The 15,821-nt window shown below is 38.5% G+C and carries 17 protein-coding genes; 6 read left to right on the top strand and 11 right to left on the bottom strand.

Annotation, left to right across the window (positions count from 1 at the left end; translation table 11 throughout):
• The first annotated feature begins 96 nt into the window (after positions 1–96).
• The 3 genes from CEQ83_RS06530 to CEQ83_RS06520 all read left to right on the top strand — a co-directional run bounded on the left by CEQ83_RS06530 (position 97) and on the right by CEQ83_RS06520 (position 6,554).
• Positions 97–1,935, top strand: coding sequence for a bifunctional homocysteine S-methyltransferase/methylenetetrahydrofolate reductase (locus CEQ83_RS06530; protein WP_047751399.1), 1,839 nt, complete (start codon positions 97–99; stop codon positions 1,933–1,935).
• Positions 1,936–5,379 (top strand): methionine synthase, encoded by a 3,444-nt coding sequence (metH, locus tag CEQ83_RS06525; protein WP_108674521.1) that lies wholly within the window; start codon positions 1,936–1,938, stop codon positions 5,377–5,379. It abuts the gene before it with no gap.
• Positions 5,380–5,756: 377 nt separating this feature from the next.
• Entirely contained in the window at positions 5,757–6,554 is a 798-nt protein-coding gene (locus CEQ83_RS06520; RefSeq protein WP_028414140.1) for a Cof-type HAD-IIB family hydrolase, read from the top strand.
• A gap of 57 nt (positions 6,555–6,611) precedes the next feature.
• Here the strand turns inward: CEQ83_RS06520 and CEQ83_RS06515 are convergent, their stop codons facing one another.
• From CEQ83_RS06515 to CEQ83_RS06495, 5 genes are all read right to left on the bottom strand, one after another.
• Entirely contained in the window at positions 6,612–6,818 is a 207-nt protein-coding gene (locus CEQ83_RS06515; protein WP_014461041.1) for a hypothetical protein, read from the bottom strand.
• 48 nt (positions 6,819–6,866) lie between these two features.
• Positions 6,867–7,130 carry a hypothetical protein gene (locus tag CEQ83_RS06510; protein ID WP_013055998.1) on the bottom strand — a complete coding sequence of 88 codons (264 nt, stop codon included), beginning with the start codon at positions 7,128–7,130 and terminating at the stop codon, positions 6,867–6,869.
• A gap of 204 nt (positions 7,131–7,334) precedes the next feature.
• On the bottom strand, positions 7,335–7,709 hold the full coding sequence (locus CEQ83_RS06505; protein ID WP_099000146.1) for a cytochrome-c oxidase: 375 nt from the start codon (positions 7,707–7,709) through the stop codon (positions 7,335–7,337).
• 173 nt (positions 7,710–7,882) lie between these two features.
• Positions 7,883–9,181, bottom strand: a complete 1,299-nt coding sequence (locus tag CEQ83_RS06500) for an NCS2 family permease (RefSeq protein WP_028414142.1) — start codon at positions 9,179–9,181, stop codon at positions 7,883–7,885.
• A 230-nt stretch (positions 9,182–9,411) separates the two neighbouring features.
• Positions 9,412–9,696: a hypothetical protein gene (locus CEQ83_RS06495; protein ID WP_097824009.1), complete on the bottom strand. Its 285-nt coding sequence runs from the start codon at positions 9,694–9,696 to the stop codon at positions 9,412–9,414.
• A gap of 676 nt (positions 9,697–10,372) precedes the next feature.
• On the opposite strand from CEQ83_RS06495, the gene CEQ83_RS06490 reads away from it, so the two are divergent.
• The gene (locus CEQ83_RS06490) at positions 10,373–10,732 is read left to right on the top strand and encodes a YueI family protein (protein WP_033578386.1); all 360 of its coding nucleotides are present in this window, start codon (positions 10,373–10,375) and stop codon (positions 10,730–10,732) included.
• 162 nt (positions 10,733–10,894) lie between these two features.
• Here CEQ83_RS06490 and CEQ83_RS06485 read toward each other — a convergent pair whose 3' ends face one another.
• The 4 genes from CEQ83_RS06485 to CEQ83_RS06470 all read right to left on the bottom strand — a co-directional run bounded on the left by CEQ83_RS06485 (position 10,895) and on the right by CEQ83_RS06470 (position 13,452).
• Entirely contained in the window at positions 10,895–11,608 is a 714-nt protein-coding gene (locus tag CEQ83_RS06485) for a cell wall hydrolase (protein ID WP_099330760.1), read from the bottom strand.
• Positions 11,609–11,920: 312 nt separating this feature from the next.
• Positions 11,921–12,247: a hypothetical protein gene (locus CEQ83_RS06480; RefSeq protein ID WP_013082248.1), complete on the bottom strand. Its 327-nt coding sequence runs from the start codon at positions 12,245–12,247 to the stop codon at positions 11,921–11,923.
• Between the two features lie 147 nt (positions 12,248–12,394).
• Positions 12,395–12,589 (bottom strand): hypothetical protein, encoded by a 195-nt coding sequence (locus CEQ83_RS06475; protein ID WP_033578384.1) that lies wholly within the window; start codon positions 12,587–12,589, stop codon positions 12,395–12,397.
• Positions 12,590–12,606: 17 nt separating this feature from the next.
• Positions 12,607–13,452, bottom strand: a complete 846-nt coding sequence (locus CEQ83_RS06470; protein WP_028414145.1) for a patatin-like phospholipase family protein — start codon at positions 13,450–13,452, stop codon at positions 12,607–12,609.
• Between the two features lie 308 nt (positions 13,453–13,760).
• Here CEQ83_RS06470 and CEQ83_RS06465 point away from each other — a divergent pair, with 308 nt between their 5' ends.
• Together CEQ83_RS06465 and CEQ83_RS06460 are read left to right on the top strand one after the other, a co-directional pair.
• Positions 13,761–13,946 carry a YkvS family protein gene (locus tag CEQ83_RS06465; protein ID WP_013055988.1) on the top strand — a complete coding sequence of 62 codons (186 nt, stop codon included), beginning with the start codon at positions 13,761–13,763 and terminating at the stop codon, positions 13,944–13,946.
• 316 nt (positions 13,947–14,262) lie between these two features.
• Positions 14,263–14,484 (top strand): hypothetical protein, encoded by a 222-nt coding sequence (locus CEQ83_RS06460; RefSeq protein ID WP_108674519.1) that lies wholly within the window; start codon positions 14,263–14,265, stop codon positions 14,482–14,484.
• Between the two features lie 31 nt (positions 14,485–14,515).
• Here the strand turns inward: CEQ83_RS06460 and CEQ83_RS06455 are convergent, their stop codons facing one another.
• Together CEQ83_RS06455 and queF are read right to left on the bottom strand one after the other, a co-directional pair.
• Positions 14,516–15,217: an NAD(P)H-binding protein gene (locus tag CEQ83_RS06455; RefSeq protein WP_028414147.1), complete on the bottom strand. Its 702-nt coding sequence runs from the start codon at positions 15,215–15,217 to the stop codon at positions 14,516–14,518.
• A gap of 68 nt (positions 15,218–15,285) precedes the next feature.
• Complete coding sequence (queF, locus tag CEQ83_RS06450) at positions 15,286–15,783, bottom strand: preQ(1) synthase (protein ID WP_013055985.1); 498 nt, start codon at positions 15,781–15,783, stop codon at positions 15,286–15,288.
• Positions 15,784–15,821: the final 38 nt, after the last annotated feature.

Raw genomic sequence — 15,821 nt, 5'->3', positions numbered from 1 at the left:
TCTTCTTCTTAAGAAGACTTTTTCTATTTTATCGGCATATTGCATAAAACGAATCACTCGTGAAATAGAAGCGGAACAATTTAAGGAGGTTTTGACATGGGGTTACTTGAAGATTTAAAGTCTAAAATTTTAATTGGGGATGGTGCCACTGGTACCCTCCTTTACTCACACGGTATTGACAGCTGTTTTGAAGAACTAAACATCACCAAACCAGAAGAGGTTTCTCGTATTCACAGAGCCTATGTAGAAGCTGGTGCAAACGTTATTCAAACAAATACGTACGCTGCTAATTATCAAAAACTTGCCCGTTATGGATTAGAAGATTCAGTCAAAGACATCAATGTTGCTGGTGTAAAATTAGCGAAACAAGCTGCAAACGATCAGGCTTACGTGGTTGGTACACTCGGCGGAATTCGTTCTTTCCAAAAAAATGCTATTAGCTTAGAAGAGGTTAAGCGAAGCATTCGTGAACAAATGTTTTGGCTTTTAAATGAAGGCGTGGATGGCCTTTTATTTGAAACATACTATGATTTCGAAGAATTAAAGACCGTTCTTACACTAGCAAGAAAAGAAACGGATAAGCCTATTATTACCCACGTTTCCCTGCATGATATTGGCGTACTGCAAGATGGGCGTCCTTTAGCAGATGCATTAAAAGAATTAGAAGACTTGGGAGCAGATGTTGTCGGGCTAAACTGCCGTTTAGGTCCTTATCATATGATTCAGTCTCTTGAAGAAGTACCGCTTCCTGATCGTGCTTTCTTATCTGCTTACCCTAATGCCAGCCTTCCGGCGTATGTGGAAGGCAAGCTGGAATATGAAACGAATGAAGACTACTTTGTAGAAAGCGCGCGTTTATTCCGCGAACAAGGGGTTCGCTTAATTGGAGGATGCTGCGGTACAACACCAGCTCACGTACGCGCCATGTCGTCTGCCTTAAAAGACCTGCCTCCGATTACAAGCAAAGTCGTTAAAATGAGACCAGCCGTTACGGTTCAAGAGCGTGAGCAGCAGGATAAACCTCATATGCACGAAATTGTGAAGAAGCGCCGCTCGGTTATCGTCGAGCTGGATCCGCCTAAACAGCTTGGTCCGACGAAATTTTTAGAAGGCGCAAAAGCACTTGATAAAGTCGGCGTAGATGCTATTACATTAGCTGATAATTCTCTTGCCTCACCTCGCATCAGCAACTTGGCAATGGCAACACTGATGCAACAAGAAACAAAAGCACGACCGCTTATTCATATTACCTGTCGCGACCGAAATTTAATTGGACTTCAATCTCATTTAATGGGACTTCATACGCTAGGAATGAATCAAGTGCTTGCAATTACCGGTGATCCGTCAAAAGTTGGCGATTTCCCTGGCGCCACTTCGGTTTATGATTTATCTTCATTTGACTTGATTAGTTTAATCGCTCAGTTTAATGAAGGACTATCTTATTCCGGCAAACCGCTTGGTCAAAAAACCAATTTTTCCATTGCAGCTGCCTTTAACCCAAACGTGCGTCACTTAGACCGAGCCGTTCAGCGCTTGGAAAAGAAAATCGACTGCGGGGCTCACTATTTCATTACTCAGCCTCTCTATTCAACTAAGCAAATTGAAGAGGTATATGAAGCAACCAAACATTTAACAACACCGGTATACATCGGGATCATGCCGTTAACAAGCGCAAGAAATGCTCGATTTATTCACCATGAAGTACCTGGAATTAAATTATCAGAAGATATTCTAGAACGTATGGACGCAACGGGAAATGACCGGATTCGCGGTGAAGTCGAAGGCCTTGCGATTGCAAAAAACTTAATTGATACAGCATATGAGCTATTTGACGGTATTTACTTAATTACGCCGTTTATGCGCTATGAAATGACCGAAATTCTAACACGCTATATTCATGACAAGCAACTCGTTACATCAGAAAGGAAGATATAAATGAGCTCACTTATCGAACAACAACTAAAGAAGCGAATACTCGTCATCGATGGAGCAATGGGAACGATGATTCAAGATGCTGATTTAACCGCTGAAGATTTTGGCGGCGAAGAATATGAAGGCTGCAACGAATATTTGACCCGAACAGCGCCTCATGTGATTCAGCGCATTCATGAAGAGTACTTTGCAGCGGGTGCTGACATCATTGAAACCAATACGTTTGGCTCAACATCTACCGTACTTGATGAATACGATTTAGGCCACTTGGCGTATGAATTGAATATCGAAGCTGTGAAGCTTGCTTGTGCAGCCCGCGATAAATATTCAACTCCCGAATGGCCTAGGTTCGTAGCTGGAGCTATCGGTCCTACCACTAAAACTCTCTCTGTTACGGGAGGTATTACATTCCCTGAGTTAGTAGAATCGTACGAAGAGCAAGCTCGGGGTTTGTTAGACGGCGGCGTTGACTTACTTCTAGTCGAAACCTGTCAAGACATGCTGAACGTAAAAGCTGCGTTTTTAGGCATTACAGCGGCGTTTGAAAAACTGAAAATAGAAGTTCCAATTATGATTTCAGGAACGATTGAGCCAATGGGAACAACTCTCGCTGGTCAAGATATCGAATCTTTTTACTTATCACTGGAACACATGAAGCCTCTTTCAGTCGGACTTAACTGCGCGACAGGTCCTGAATTTATGACGGATCATATTCGCTCTCTTTCAGACCTAGCCACTTCAGCTGTTAGCTGTTATCCAAACGCTGGACTTCCGGATGAAGAAGGCAATTATCATGAGTCCCCTGAGCTGCTGGCTCAAAAAATTAAAGGATTTGCTGATAAAGGCTGGCTGAACTTTGTAGGCGGATGCTGTGGTACAACGCCTGCTCATATTAAAGCACTTGCTGAAGCAGTAAAAGAGGTTGCGCCTCGTTCGCTTGATCGCTCCGAGCATAATCATGCTGTAACCGGTATTGAACCGCTTGTATATGACGATTCTATGCGCCCTCTTTTTGTGGGAGAACGTACGAATGTAATCGGTTCTCGCAAGTTCAAGCGTCTGATTGCGGAAGGAAAAATTGAAGAAGCATCTGAAATTGCGCGTGCTCAAGTTAAAAATGGTGCTCACGTTATTGATATTTGCTTAGCAGATCCAGACCGTGAAGAAATGGAAGACATGGAGGAATTTATTCAAGAAGTTGTAAAAAAAGTGAAGGTTCCTCTTGTAATCGATTCAACTGACGAGAAAGTTATTGAAAAAGCTTTAACGTACTCGCAAGGTAAGGTCATTATCAACTCCATTAACTTAGAAGATGGTGAAGAGCGTTTTGATGCAATCTTGCCGCTAGTAAAAAAATTCGGTGCAGCTCTGGTTGTCGGTACAATCGATGAAACAGGCATGGCCGTTACTGCAGAAAGAAAAGTAGAGATTGCTAAACGCTCACATGATTTGCTTGTTAAAAAACATGGCTTTAATCCAAAAGATATTATTTTTGACCCTCTTGTGTTTCCTGTAGGGACTGGTGATGAACAATATATTGGTTCTGCTGAAGAAACAGTTAAGGGAATTAAAATGATTAAAGAAGCCCTGCCTGATTGCCTGACCATTCTTGGCGTAAGTAACGTGTCATTCGGTCTTCCTCCAGTCGGACGTGAAGTACTAAATGCGGTTTACCTTTATCACTGTACGCAGGCTGGACTCGATTATGCCATTGTTAATACAGAAAAATTAGAGCGCTATGCTTCTATTCCAGAAGCTGAAATTGAGCTTGCTAATGCGTTATTATTTAACACAACTGATGAAACGCTAAGCACGTTTACAGACTTTTATCGTGATAAAAAGAAAGAAGCAAAAGTAGAAATTTCTACGTTAACACTTGAAGAACGATTGGCAATGTATATTGTCGAAGGTACAAAAGAAGGATTGCTTCCTGATTTAGAACAGGCTTTAGCTCAATATGATGATCCGTTAGATATTATTAACGGACCGCTTATGAAGGGGATGGCGGAAGTCGGACGTTTGTTTAATGACAACCAGCTGATTGTAGCAGAAGTGCTTCAAAGTGCGGAAGTTATGAAAGCATCCGTTGCCTTTTTAGAACCTCATATGGAAGCAACTGAAAATGATTCTGGAAAAGGAAAAGTGATTCTTGCAACGGTTAAAGGCGACGTGCACGATATCGGTAAAAACTTAGTAGACATCATTTTAAGCAACAATGGTTTTAAAGTCATTGATTTAGGAATTAAAGTAACGCCGCAGCAGCTGATTGAAGCAGTAAAAGACGAAAAGCCAGACATCATTGGCCTGTCAGGTCTTTTAGTAAAATCTGCTCAGCAAATGGTTTTAACTGCACAAGATTTAACGCAATCAAGCATTGATGTTCCAATTATGGTAGGAGGCGCTGCCCTTTCCCGTAAATTTACTGACTTTAAAATTGCCCCGGAATATGAAGGTGCCGTCCTCTACGCCAAAGATGCGATGGACGGATTAGCGTTAGCAAATAAGCTGCAGAACAAAGAAGAAGTTATTCAGCTTTTAGCAGATTTAAAAACGCGTCAAGAAAAGAAAGTAACGGTTCGAGAACGCCAGCCTCAAACCGCTCAAGCAGCTACGGCTGTTTTAGAAAGATCCGCCATTTCAACGGATGTTCCTGTTTTTGTACCGGCTGATTTAAAGCGCCACGTTGTCAAACACTACGATTTGGCACAGGTTCTTCCGTATATTAACTGGCAGATGCTTTTAGGCCATCACTTAGGACTAAAAGGAAAAGTGAATAAGCTGCTTGCTGAAAAAGACGAGCGTGCTGTTCAATTAAAAGAAACCGTTGATGACCTTCTCGAACTGGCACTAAAAGAAAACTTAATTAAACCAGCGGTTATTTATCAGTTCTTCCCTGCTCAAGCAGACGGAAATGATTTAATTATTTATGATCCTGCTGATGAAAAAACAGAAATTGAACGCTTTACCTTCCCTCGACAAGCAAAAGGACAGTTCCTGTGCTTATCTGATTTTGCAAAGCCTAAAGAAAAAGAGATGGACTATGTATGTTTCTTCTCTGTAACAGCAGGAACAGGCATTCGCGAACGCGCGGCGAAATTCAAAGAAAACGGCGAGTTTTTAAAGAGTCACGTGTTCCAAGCTCTTGCGCTTGAACTAGCTGAAGGATTAGCAGAACGTGTTCATCAGCAAATTCGTGACCGCTGGGGATTCCCCGATTCGCCTGACTTTACAATGGCGGAGCGTTTTTCAGCCAAATACCAAGGTCAGCGTTTTTCATTCGGATATCCCGCATGTCCAGACCTTGAAGACCAAGCAAAACTGTTTAAATTAATTAAACCTGTAGACATCGGCATTCAGTTAACAGACGGTTTCATGATGGAACCAGAAGCTTCTGTTACAGCCCTTGTTTTTGCACATCCTGAAGCGAAATATTTTAACGTATTGTAAAACATGGCTGCGGTCTTTTAGACCGCGGCTGTTTTTTTACAGTGAACAAACCTAAAAAAAAGGCTGCGACAAATGGATTTTAGTTGAAGAAAGATTCGAACGGAGTTAATTCTTAATTGAGAATCAACTCCGTTCGGATTGTTTTCATTATGATGGCAAACTAGATTTCATGTAGCTGTTTCTAGCTGTTGATTAGAGGGCAAGGCGAAGACTCCTGCGAAAAAAAGTGATGTAGTTATGTCTTAATCTCTTTGAATTCACCGCCGGTTTGAGCTTTTTTTATGAGTTTCTTGGGAAACACTGATAGAATAAGGAATGTAATAAATTTGTAACACTCTTATCAAGGTAATTTTTTTAGGGAAAGGAATTTTCAAGAGATGATTAAATTATTTGTAAGCGACTTAGATGGAACTCTTTTACACGAAGAAAAATACGTAGAACAGCATAATGCAGACGCACTTAGTGAACTTCAGCGCCAAGGAGTAGAGGTTTGTCTTGCTTCTGGACGAATGGATACGGAAATTTTAAAGATTTCTACTGATATTAATAATACATTTCATCGCATTAGCCAAAACGGAGGATTTGTGTGGACCAAAGAAAATCAAGAACTTCATGGAAAAGTGTTTGAAGATGATTTAGCGGTTCAACTTTATAAAAAAACGATAGATCCTAACCGTATTACGCTTGTCTGTTCAAACGACACGAATTATGTAGAGCAGCGAAATGAAATTATTGAAGCAATTGAAACTCACATGTTTTTCCCTATCGAAGAACAAATTGAAATGACAGATTCATTTGGTCACGCTCTTTCTCCATCTAAAATCACGGTTCTTGGAGATCATGATGAAATGGTAGCTCTGCAAAAAGAAGTGAACGAAGAGTTTGGTGATTATATTGATACATATATTTCTGCCAAGCAGTGTTTGGATATTATGCCTAAACATATCAGCAAAGGAAATGCCATTGAAATTTTATTAAATCATCTTCAGCTAAAACCAGAGGAAATTGCATGTGTGGGGGATTCATTTAATGATATTCCTATGTTTCAATTAACACCGAACAGTTTCGCTATGGCTACAGCTCCTGAAGCTGTTCAGCGCCATGCCTCTGCTGTTGTGTCATCTGTTAGTGAAGCAGCGCGTATTGTTTTAGAAAAAAATAAGCAAACAATCTAAAAAAAGCGGTCAACGTTTAAATTGACCGCTTTTATCTATTTAATAAGAAAATGGTATTTATTTTTTTCGTAAAGAACGAAAAAAATCACCTAAGCTTTTTTGCTTCCCATCTGCATGCTCTCCATGATTAACCAAGCTGCTGATTCTTTCTCGTCGAACAACAACCATAATAAGAGTGGCAAAAAAGATAATGGAAACGGCAATGACAACCAGTGCAAGAACGGATGCTACAATAGCTTCAGAAGTCGTTAGTGACGATAGCATCTGCCTCGTACACCTCCATTTCGTTTGTGGCGAAAAGGAGCCTAGCAATTAGAAATGCAAATAATCTTTTTTCTCAGCTTGATGCATGTTATTATACACCATTTTCATTTTAGAAGCTGTAGCTTTTAAAGACGTAGACGAATCCACATCTTCGGCTAACATAATGTTTACTAAGTCAACCACAGAACGAGACAACAACTCTACATTATTTTGCAACTCTAATTCGTCATAAGTCGTACGGTCTTGAAGACGAAGTCGAATAATTTCATTTGCTAGCTCCCTAACACGCACTAATTGTTGATGTTCTCCCATAGTATCTCCGCCGCAAGAAACTTATAATCAGCCCTTTTATTGGCTTTTATAAGAGCTAGAAATTCCTGCAGCTTACCCCTCCTTATAAAGATGCCTAGCACACCTTTATGTAAATCGCACTTTCACCTTGTTTACATGTATATTCGCTATAGCTGGTTCTTTTTCCTTTTGAAATTAGCAGCCATCGTCAACGACCTTCTTGGTTTATCGTTCAGGTTTCAAATTTTTAAGGGTGTGATATACGAAAATTAAAACGCCAATAGCCGTAAGTGTTGCTCCTACTGCCACTAGGGGTGTAAAAGCTTGGTTTTCTAGTACGATCATGAGAAATAAACCAATCATCATGACCGGTAATCCTATATTATGCAACCATACGTGCAGTTTAGCTAATTTACTTTCGCTAAACGCAGGAAACAAATAATAAATAAGTCCCGCTAACGTAAGCGACGTCCATCCTAATAAATTAATGTGCACGTGAACAGGCGTCAAAGCGTAGCTGTGAACAATTGACATATAATACCCCAATATGATGCCAATTCCAAAATAAACGGCTGATATTTTAATTAATTTAATTCCCATCGTTTTCTCCCCCTTATATCCCCTCCGACTTCTGTACTACTTTACGCAGGAAACATCATTTTAGAAGCGGCTGATTAACCAAAGGACACGAAATACGGAGTATGATATCTAAAAAGAGGATTCTTTACCGCAAACACAAAAAACAGCTGAGCAAAAGTACTCAGCCGTCTATTTTAAGCAATATAATGCAGCACAAAATTCAAGAAAAACAATAGCGCGCTTACATACATAAACATCGATACTTCACGCATTTTACCAAGGAATAATTTAAGCAGTGGATACGCAATGAACCCAAATGCAATTCCATCAGCAATGCTGTACGTAAGAGGAATAAGCGCAATAATTAAAAATGCAGGGAAACCTTCTGTTAAGTCCTGTAAATTGATGTTTTTGATATTTTGAATCATCAATGCTCCAATAACAATAAGAATAGGTGCAATAGCACTATCTGGAACCAGCTTGATAAATGGAATAAACAGAAGTGAACTTAAAAATAAAACTCCTGTAATCAGCGATGTTAAACCCGTTCGCCCTCCAGCTGCAATACCAGATGCTCCTTCTACAGAAGACACCGTTGGACTTGTTCCAAACACGCCGCTTAGTAACGCTGAGGCAGCTGTTGCTTGAAAGGCCCGCGGAAATTTGCTATCTTGATTCATCATACCTAGCTGACCATGCAGCAACCCGATATTTTCAAAAATCAATACCATTGTTAATGAAAAGACAGCTGCCCAAAACGCAACGTCTCCAATAGCTCCAAAAGACAATGTGCCAAAGCTGCTAAAGAAGTCGTTCACGCTCCCAGCGGAATGTCCTTTTTCTGCACTGCTTCTTACACCAAGTAAGAAGGCAAGGACTGATCCAGCAATCATGCTTAACAAAAAGTTACCTTTCACATTTCGGATAAACAGTACGATTGTGATAATTAACGTCAACAGCGTACTGATTACAAACGGATCTGACAAGTCTCCAAGTGCTACAAAAGTGTTCTCGCTTGGAACTACAAGCTTCCCTTTTTGCAAACCGATAAATGTTAAAAATAAGCCAACACCGACTGTTATCGCTTCTTTTAGCGAATGCGGAATCGAAGAGACAATTTTGGCAGACAGTCGTGAAAAAGCTAATGCTATAAAAAGAAAGCCGGATATCACTACTGCTAATAACCCTTCTTGCCAAGATAACCCCATTGATTGAACCATCGTATACGTAAACAACGCATTAATCCCCATACCTGGCACCAGGATGAGAGGCGCATTTGCCCAAAAAGCCATAATAACACAGCCTACAAAAGCCGAAGCTACTGTTGCGAATATTCCTGCTTCAAGCGGAATACCGGCATCAGACAAAATGGTTGAATTAACAGCTATAATATACACGATGGAAAGAAATGAAATGACCCCAGCTAAGCTTTCTTTTCCGACAGTTGTTTGGTGGTCGTTTAAACGAAACAACTTTTCAAATAATGCGTTCAATCTAATTTCCTTCTTTTCATCTATCCCTCGCCCACCCAGTGACCAAAAATGCCACCGAAGTTATTATAGCAAAATCAACAATTGTTGCAAGGAAAACTTGTCTTCTTTAGCTTAAGCGTTCATTCCTTATTTAAAACTGTTATCATTTTCTAAACGCAACGTCTTGCATTCATTCTATATATACCTTGGATTGGACATAATAAAAGAGCGCTTTATCAGCGCTCACTGTTTTAATAATAAGGATAATATGGTGGGTACGGCGGATAATATGGGGCTGGATAACCGTAATAACCTGGACCTCCTAGTGCACTTCCAAGAACTAATCCTCCAAGAAATGGAGCTCCAAAGCCCCAACCCCAAGGGCGACCAAAGCCAAAGCCGAACCCCGGACGGCCGAAGCCAAAACCAGGACGACCAAAACCAAAACCTGGGCGACCGAAACCGAATCCTGGACGACCAAATCCTCCAAAACCACCGAATGGTCTTCTTATGTCATTAATATCAAATTCTTGCATGATACATGCCTCCTCAAATTATATTTCATTCTCTTTATTACATATGTTATTCACCTACTTCTTGCATAGGCAATCGCCTCTTTTTTTGTGATTTCTTAAAAAATATTCATTTTCTACCACCTCATTAGGATTAAACAAGCGTACAAACATATATTTTTTAAGGCTTTGAAACATACTACATGTAACTTATGTAAAATAAGAGAGATGAAACGAGGAATGCACCTTTATAATTTGCAGCAGCTGCTGCAATGAGAAATAAACATAATATGAAAGCATAAAAAGAACGCTCAACAAACATGTTGACCGTTCTTCTTATGAAAATACATAGCGATTTTTTATTAATTTATCTGACCCTTTGCTTGACCGTATATGCCCTAAAGCTATATAATCCCCTTTTTATACAATGCGCTTTGAACATAAAATCATAGGAGCGTCTCCCCAAACGCTGCTATGTATGTATATCTGTAATCGCTTACAAACCTTTAATAAAAAACCGATATGATTTTCTATCTATTTACATTAAACAATATTTTAGGCTAAATTTCAACACATTTTTTGTTTTTCTTTGTACTCAGCAAAAAAAACAGGTGATATAGCACAGTGATTTTCCTTTTTTCCTGTCCCTTTTACTTATAGCCATAATCGTTTATAGTTTATAACGAAAGGAAGTGACGCAATGTCTGATCAACTAGAAGAATACTTAGAACGAGGAATGTACGGAGCAAAGGAAACAAAAAGAGACGAAAGAAGATATTTCTTAACTGCTCTACGTGAGAATATTGAAATTGCGCTAAAAAAGGGGCAAGTCATGAAAAAGGATGCAGCAAAAATAAAGCCTCTTTTAAAAAAAGTGAAAGACGGTCATTTGTTTTTAAATGGCTCTTTGTCTTATTCATACCTCTCCCCTTATATTCAAGTGGCTAACCAACATAAAGTGCCTTTTACCATCGTTCAGAACTTAGAAGCTGATACCGATATTGGTCTAGTTTTAACGGGTTCTGAAGGCAGTTTGGAACGAGATATCTTTTTAGACTAAAAAAAGAGGTTGACACATAACGAAATGAATCCAATCAACTGCTAGAAGGAACGAGACAGATAAAACTATATTCACCATCAAAAAAAAACGAACCCTTGATCAACATGTGATCAAGGGTTCGTTTTTCACTTCGTCTAAAATACTTTTGTTGCAGCCTCTTTTTTATTTAGCAAACACGTGATGATCAATTGTTTTAATTACAGCACGTGAACGAATCCAGTTATCGGTAGCTGTTTTTGGATTATAAAAGTAAATGGAATCGTCTAAACGATCTTTTCTAGTCAACGCTTGCTCTACTGCTTTTTTCGAATCTTCTGAAGCAGGTTTGTTAATTGATCCGTTTTGAACCGGTGAAAAAGCGTATGCTTTTCCGACAACTTGTTTAATAACTCCTGTTACCGTATCTGGAAACTTCGGAGAATCTACACGGTTTAACACCACTGTTGCTACCCCTACTTTTCCTTCATACGATTCGCCTTTTGCTTCAGCTTCTACTAAGCGAGCTAATAAATCTTTTTCGCTTGACGAAATCGAAACTGCAGGTGTTTCCTGCTCTGCAGGTTTGGCTTCTGGTTTTGGTTCTGGCTTAGCCGTATTAGCAGGTGCTGCCGTTGAAGGTTCCGTTGTTTCAGCAGCCAGCACTTTTGTCTTACTCGGAATAGCTAATGTTTCACCAATATAAATCATATCTCCTTGACGATTGTTTAATTTTTTAATATCGTCAATTGTTACACTATATCTTTTACCTAACTTCCAAAGACTATCGCCTTTGACTACTTTATAATTAGTTGCAGCCGTAGCTGTTGCATTAAAACCTATAAATGAAAGAGTAGCTAAACAAGCTACTACCATTGATTTCATATAACTATGTTTCATAGGTAATACCTCCTGAAATTTCGTATGGTATTACTCTATCATAGCTATATGGGGGTTTCACCGAACGATTCAATTACATTTCTTTAAGTTTGATGAACAAAATTACGTTCGGAACACAAATATGACATTGTACCTTATTTTTTGTCATAATCACGGTAATTTTTCTAAAATACAGGTATATTTTCCCGCCTTATTTCAGTTTAATCAGAAATTTCTTCATTCATCTTTCCCTTATAATTCTTATGATAAACATTTAAATTCATCTACTTTTACACAAAAGAGCTGAATGTTGTAATCAACATTCAGCTCTTTTTAATCTTCGATCTCAATTTCTACAACATCATAGAAATCAATCACTAGCTTAGCACCCGTATCATCCATAAACGTAAAAACGTCTTGATCATCTGATAAATGTATCACGTATCCGGTCAACTGCTGTTCACTGTTGTCGTAAACAGTAGTAATTAGAATTTTTTTATGATCTACATATGCTTCTTCTAATAACGAATGGAGGTCATAGTCCCCGTCATCTTCGGGCCGGTTCGTTAACAGCATCCCATAAGTCGTCATTCCATTTTTATCTTTCCATATATGATCTGCAAAATAAAAAGGTGCTGTACTTTTTCGAAACTCATCCATAATATCCCTCCTATAACTAAACACGTTTATTCGCTCTTACTATACGTTACTAAATAAACGCACAAGCACTTGTAACAGTATATTCTCTACTGTACAGGCTCATACATCCATTATATAAGGCATAATCAAATAATGCCATCATTTCGTTTAACTCCTAGGAATTTCTAGATACGTATAGGTAAAATCGCCTCCGCGTCCGGCGATTCCACGAAAATGTTTGAAATCAGGGCGATTTACTAAAAAAGGGCGAAAAGCAAGAAAGTCTTCTTTTTTAACTTTAATTTCGGTTACTTTTCCTTCACTTAACTCATTTAACATATTGATTACTGTTTGTTCATCCATTCAGTTCCACCTCGTTTTTAGCTGTTCAGCCAATTTTGCAGAGACGCAAATTGAGCTTCAGCTTCTTTATATCCTTGGTTATAAAGAGCGTCGAGACGCTCACGATTCTTCTCAATTCGCCCTACTACAAGAGGGGATTGCGGACGAATCACAAAGATATTCCCCTGTCTTTCCTGCTCTTCAATATATGACAATGTTTCATTATACAATTTATAGCGGTTCTCAAGCGCACGAGTCAGCCCATCATAATGACGATATTTGCGCTTCAATAACCAAAGCATATTTGATTTCTTTTTTCGATATCCTTCATTTCGCGTTAGCACAACAATATTTTTTCTATATCCATCCTGCACTGCTTTTTTGATTGGAATCGGATCACTGATTCCTCCATCTAACAGCTCTTTTCCTTTATATGTAACGACAGGTGCTAAAAATGGAAGGGAACTAGAAGCGCGAACCGCTGTCAAAATATCCCGATCATACTCATCAAAATAAACGGGTTCTCCCGTCACGCAGTCCGTTGCTCCTACTACAAGCTTCTCTGTACGCTCAGCAAATGCCTCAAAGTCAAATGGAAGAAGCTGATTAGGAATTTCATCAAAAACGAAATCCATTCCAAATATCTCTTTTGTTTTAAAATAATTTTTCCACGACAAGTAGCGAGGATCCTCTAAAAAATCTAAATTAGCTTTGCGACTTCTTCCTATTTGTCTAGATAAATAAGAAGTGGCATGACAAGCGCCGGCTGAAACGCCAATTACATACGGAAGGTACAGATTTCTTTCCATAAAGTAATCTAAAACTCCGGTTGTATAAAGGCCTCTCATACCGCCTCCTTCGAGCACGAGTCCAGTATCTTTCAATTTCTACACCTTCTAATTCTTATAATTTATGACAAGATTATACCTCGTTTATTATAACGAAAGATGAACAAAGATGGAACTGTGTTGCTTCTCTCTTTCGTTAAAGCTACCAATTCCTTTTATTCCTCAGCACATTTTACTTGTTTTTTCAATTTTATTTTATATTTTTTCAAAAAACCCTTTACTAATTCCCAGTTTTAAGGCAAAATTGTAAAAAAAGAAAACGCTAACTAGTTTTACTATTTTCAAAATTAAAATTATTTAAAAAATTAATAATGAACTAATTTAAAACAAAGGAGCGATGAATGATGAAAATAGCAGAGGTAGGAAACTTGATAGAATTTAAAAATGGCTTACAGGGCATTGTCGAAAAAGTAAATGAAAACTCCGTGATTGTTGATTTGACTTACATGACAAACTACCGGGATTTAGACTTAGAACAGCGAACTGTTGTCAACCACAAAAACTACACGATTATTAATCCCGCTATGTAAAGGGAAAAAGCAACCGGAACGCAAAAACGGTTGCTTTTTTAGTGGTTTTGAAAGAACTGATTCTTTTGTTCTTCTGTAATAATTCCCAGCTTATACATGAGATAAATATACTGTTGAACCTTAACATCCTTCGAACTTTTTTTCACTGTACTCCCTCTTTTCTAAAATGTTTCTTCATACAATAATATATGGCTAAGATAAAAAAAGTTTCCTTAAAGAAACAAAACCAGGCCCCATTTTTTCTTGAAAGGGTCTTATTTTCGTGTGACAATAAGAACAAGCTACTACTACCTACTTACTGAAAGGAATTACTAGCATGTTTGATACTGTATTGTTTATCGTTGCACTTATTGTCATTCTTTTTTTCATCGTGCAGTTCGTTTTTAAACGCAAGCAAACTTCAAATAAAAAAACATCCGTTGAACCCATGAATTATGCCGAAGAAGATTCTAACTCCTACACAAGCTGGAGTGAATCTGCTTCTAATCACGATCACGATGGTGATGGTGATGGGAACGGGGATGCTGACGGAAGATAGAAAAAAGCCTCTTCTTATGAAGAGGCTTTTTTTATTTTGATAACACGCGTTTGCCGTTGGTAAACGAATAATAGCATTCACCTGTATAGATGTCTTGGCTTTCATGTACATGAACACCACATTTATCTTCAAGTGCAGCTTTCATCATGGATTTGGCTACGTTATACGCTTTAATTGGACGATATTTTCTCCACTTTCCTACAAGGCAAAATGAACACGACTTTAACGTGTATCCCCCAAGCTTTTCAAATAGGCGAAACTCTTGGCGCTTGCCTAATAATAACGATGGGCGGAAAAAGTGAGTAGAACGGATATACAAGCTTGCGATATCTTCTTCTACTTGCCCCTTTACTTTACTGTAAAAGAATGGCGAACGAAGATCAGCACCAATTGCTGTAATCGTTAAAAAGTTTTTGCAGCGATATTTTTCTGCACATTTAGCCGCTTTTAAAGGAAATTCGTAGTCAACTTTAATGAATTTCGCTTTTGTTTTTGCTTTTTTCATTGTCGTGCCTAAACAGCAATATACATCATCAACTGCAAAGCATTCTTCGTGCTTATCAAGCTCTGAAAAATCAATTTCAAGCTGACGTAGCTTTGTGTGTTCGATTGGTAGCTTTTTTCGAACAAACACTGTCACATGGTTATATAAGCTGTTGCTTAATAACATTTTTAAAAGTTCTTGACCAACAAGTCCGCTTGCACCTAATACTAATGCTGATCTCTGTGACATTCTTTCACCTTCTCATCTGTTGTTTTTGCAATGGAAAACAGGTTGCATACACAACCTGTTTGTTCGAATTAACGATTATCAATTGTTTCTGGGTATAAATCATGATTCATCAGGCGATAATTAGCCATTTCTTCATACTTCGTACCAGGACGGCCATAGTTTGTATATGGATCAATTGAAATCCCGCCGCGTGGTGTGAATTTTCCCCATACTTCAATATATCTTGGATTCATCAGTTTAATTAAGTCATTCATAATAATATTCATACAGTCTTCATGGAAATCTCCATGGTTACGGAAGCTGAACAAATAAAGCTTTAACGACTTGCTTTCCACCATTTTTTCATCTGGAATGTAACTAATATAAATGGTTGCGAAATCCGGCTGACCCGTTTTTGGACATAAGCTCGTAAATTCCGGACAGTTAAATTTCACAAAATAATCACGATTTGGATGTTTGTTATCAAATGCTTCTAGAATCTCTGGTGAATATTCAAACAAATAGTTTGTTCCTTGATTTCCAAGGAGTGATACACCTTCTAATTCTTCATCTTTTCGACCGCTCATTTGCATTTCCTCTCTTTCTACGATTGTCATTCTAACAG

Origin of the sequence: Priestia megaterium (assembly GCF_009497655.1) — a bacterium.
Taxonomy (GTDB): Bacteria; Bacillota; Bacilli; order Bacillales; family Bacillaceae_H; genus Priestia; species Priestia zanthoxyli.
Note: the sequence above shows the minus strand (reverse complement) of the source record. Positions and strands in the feature narration are given on the sequence as shown.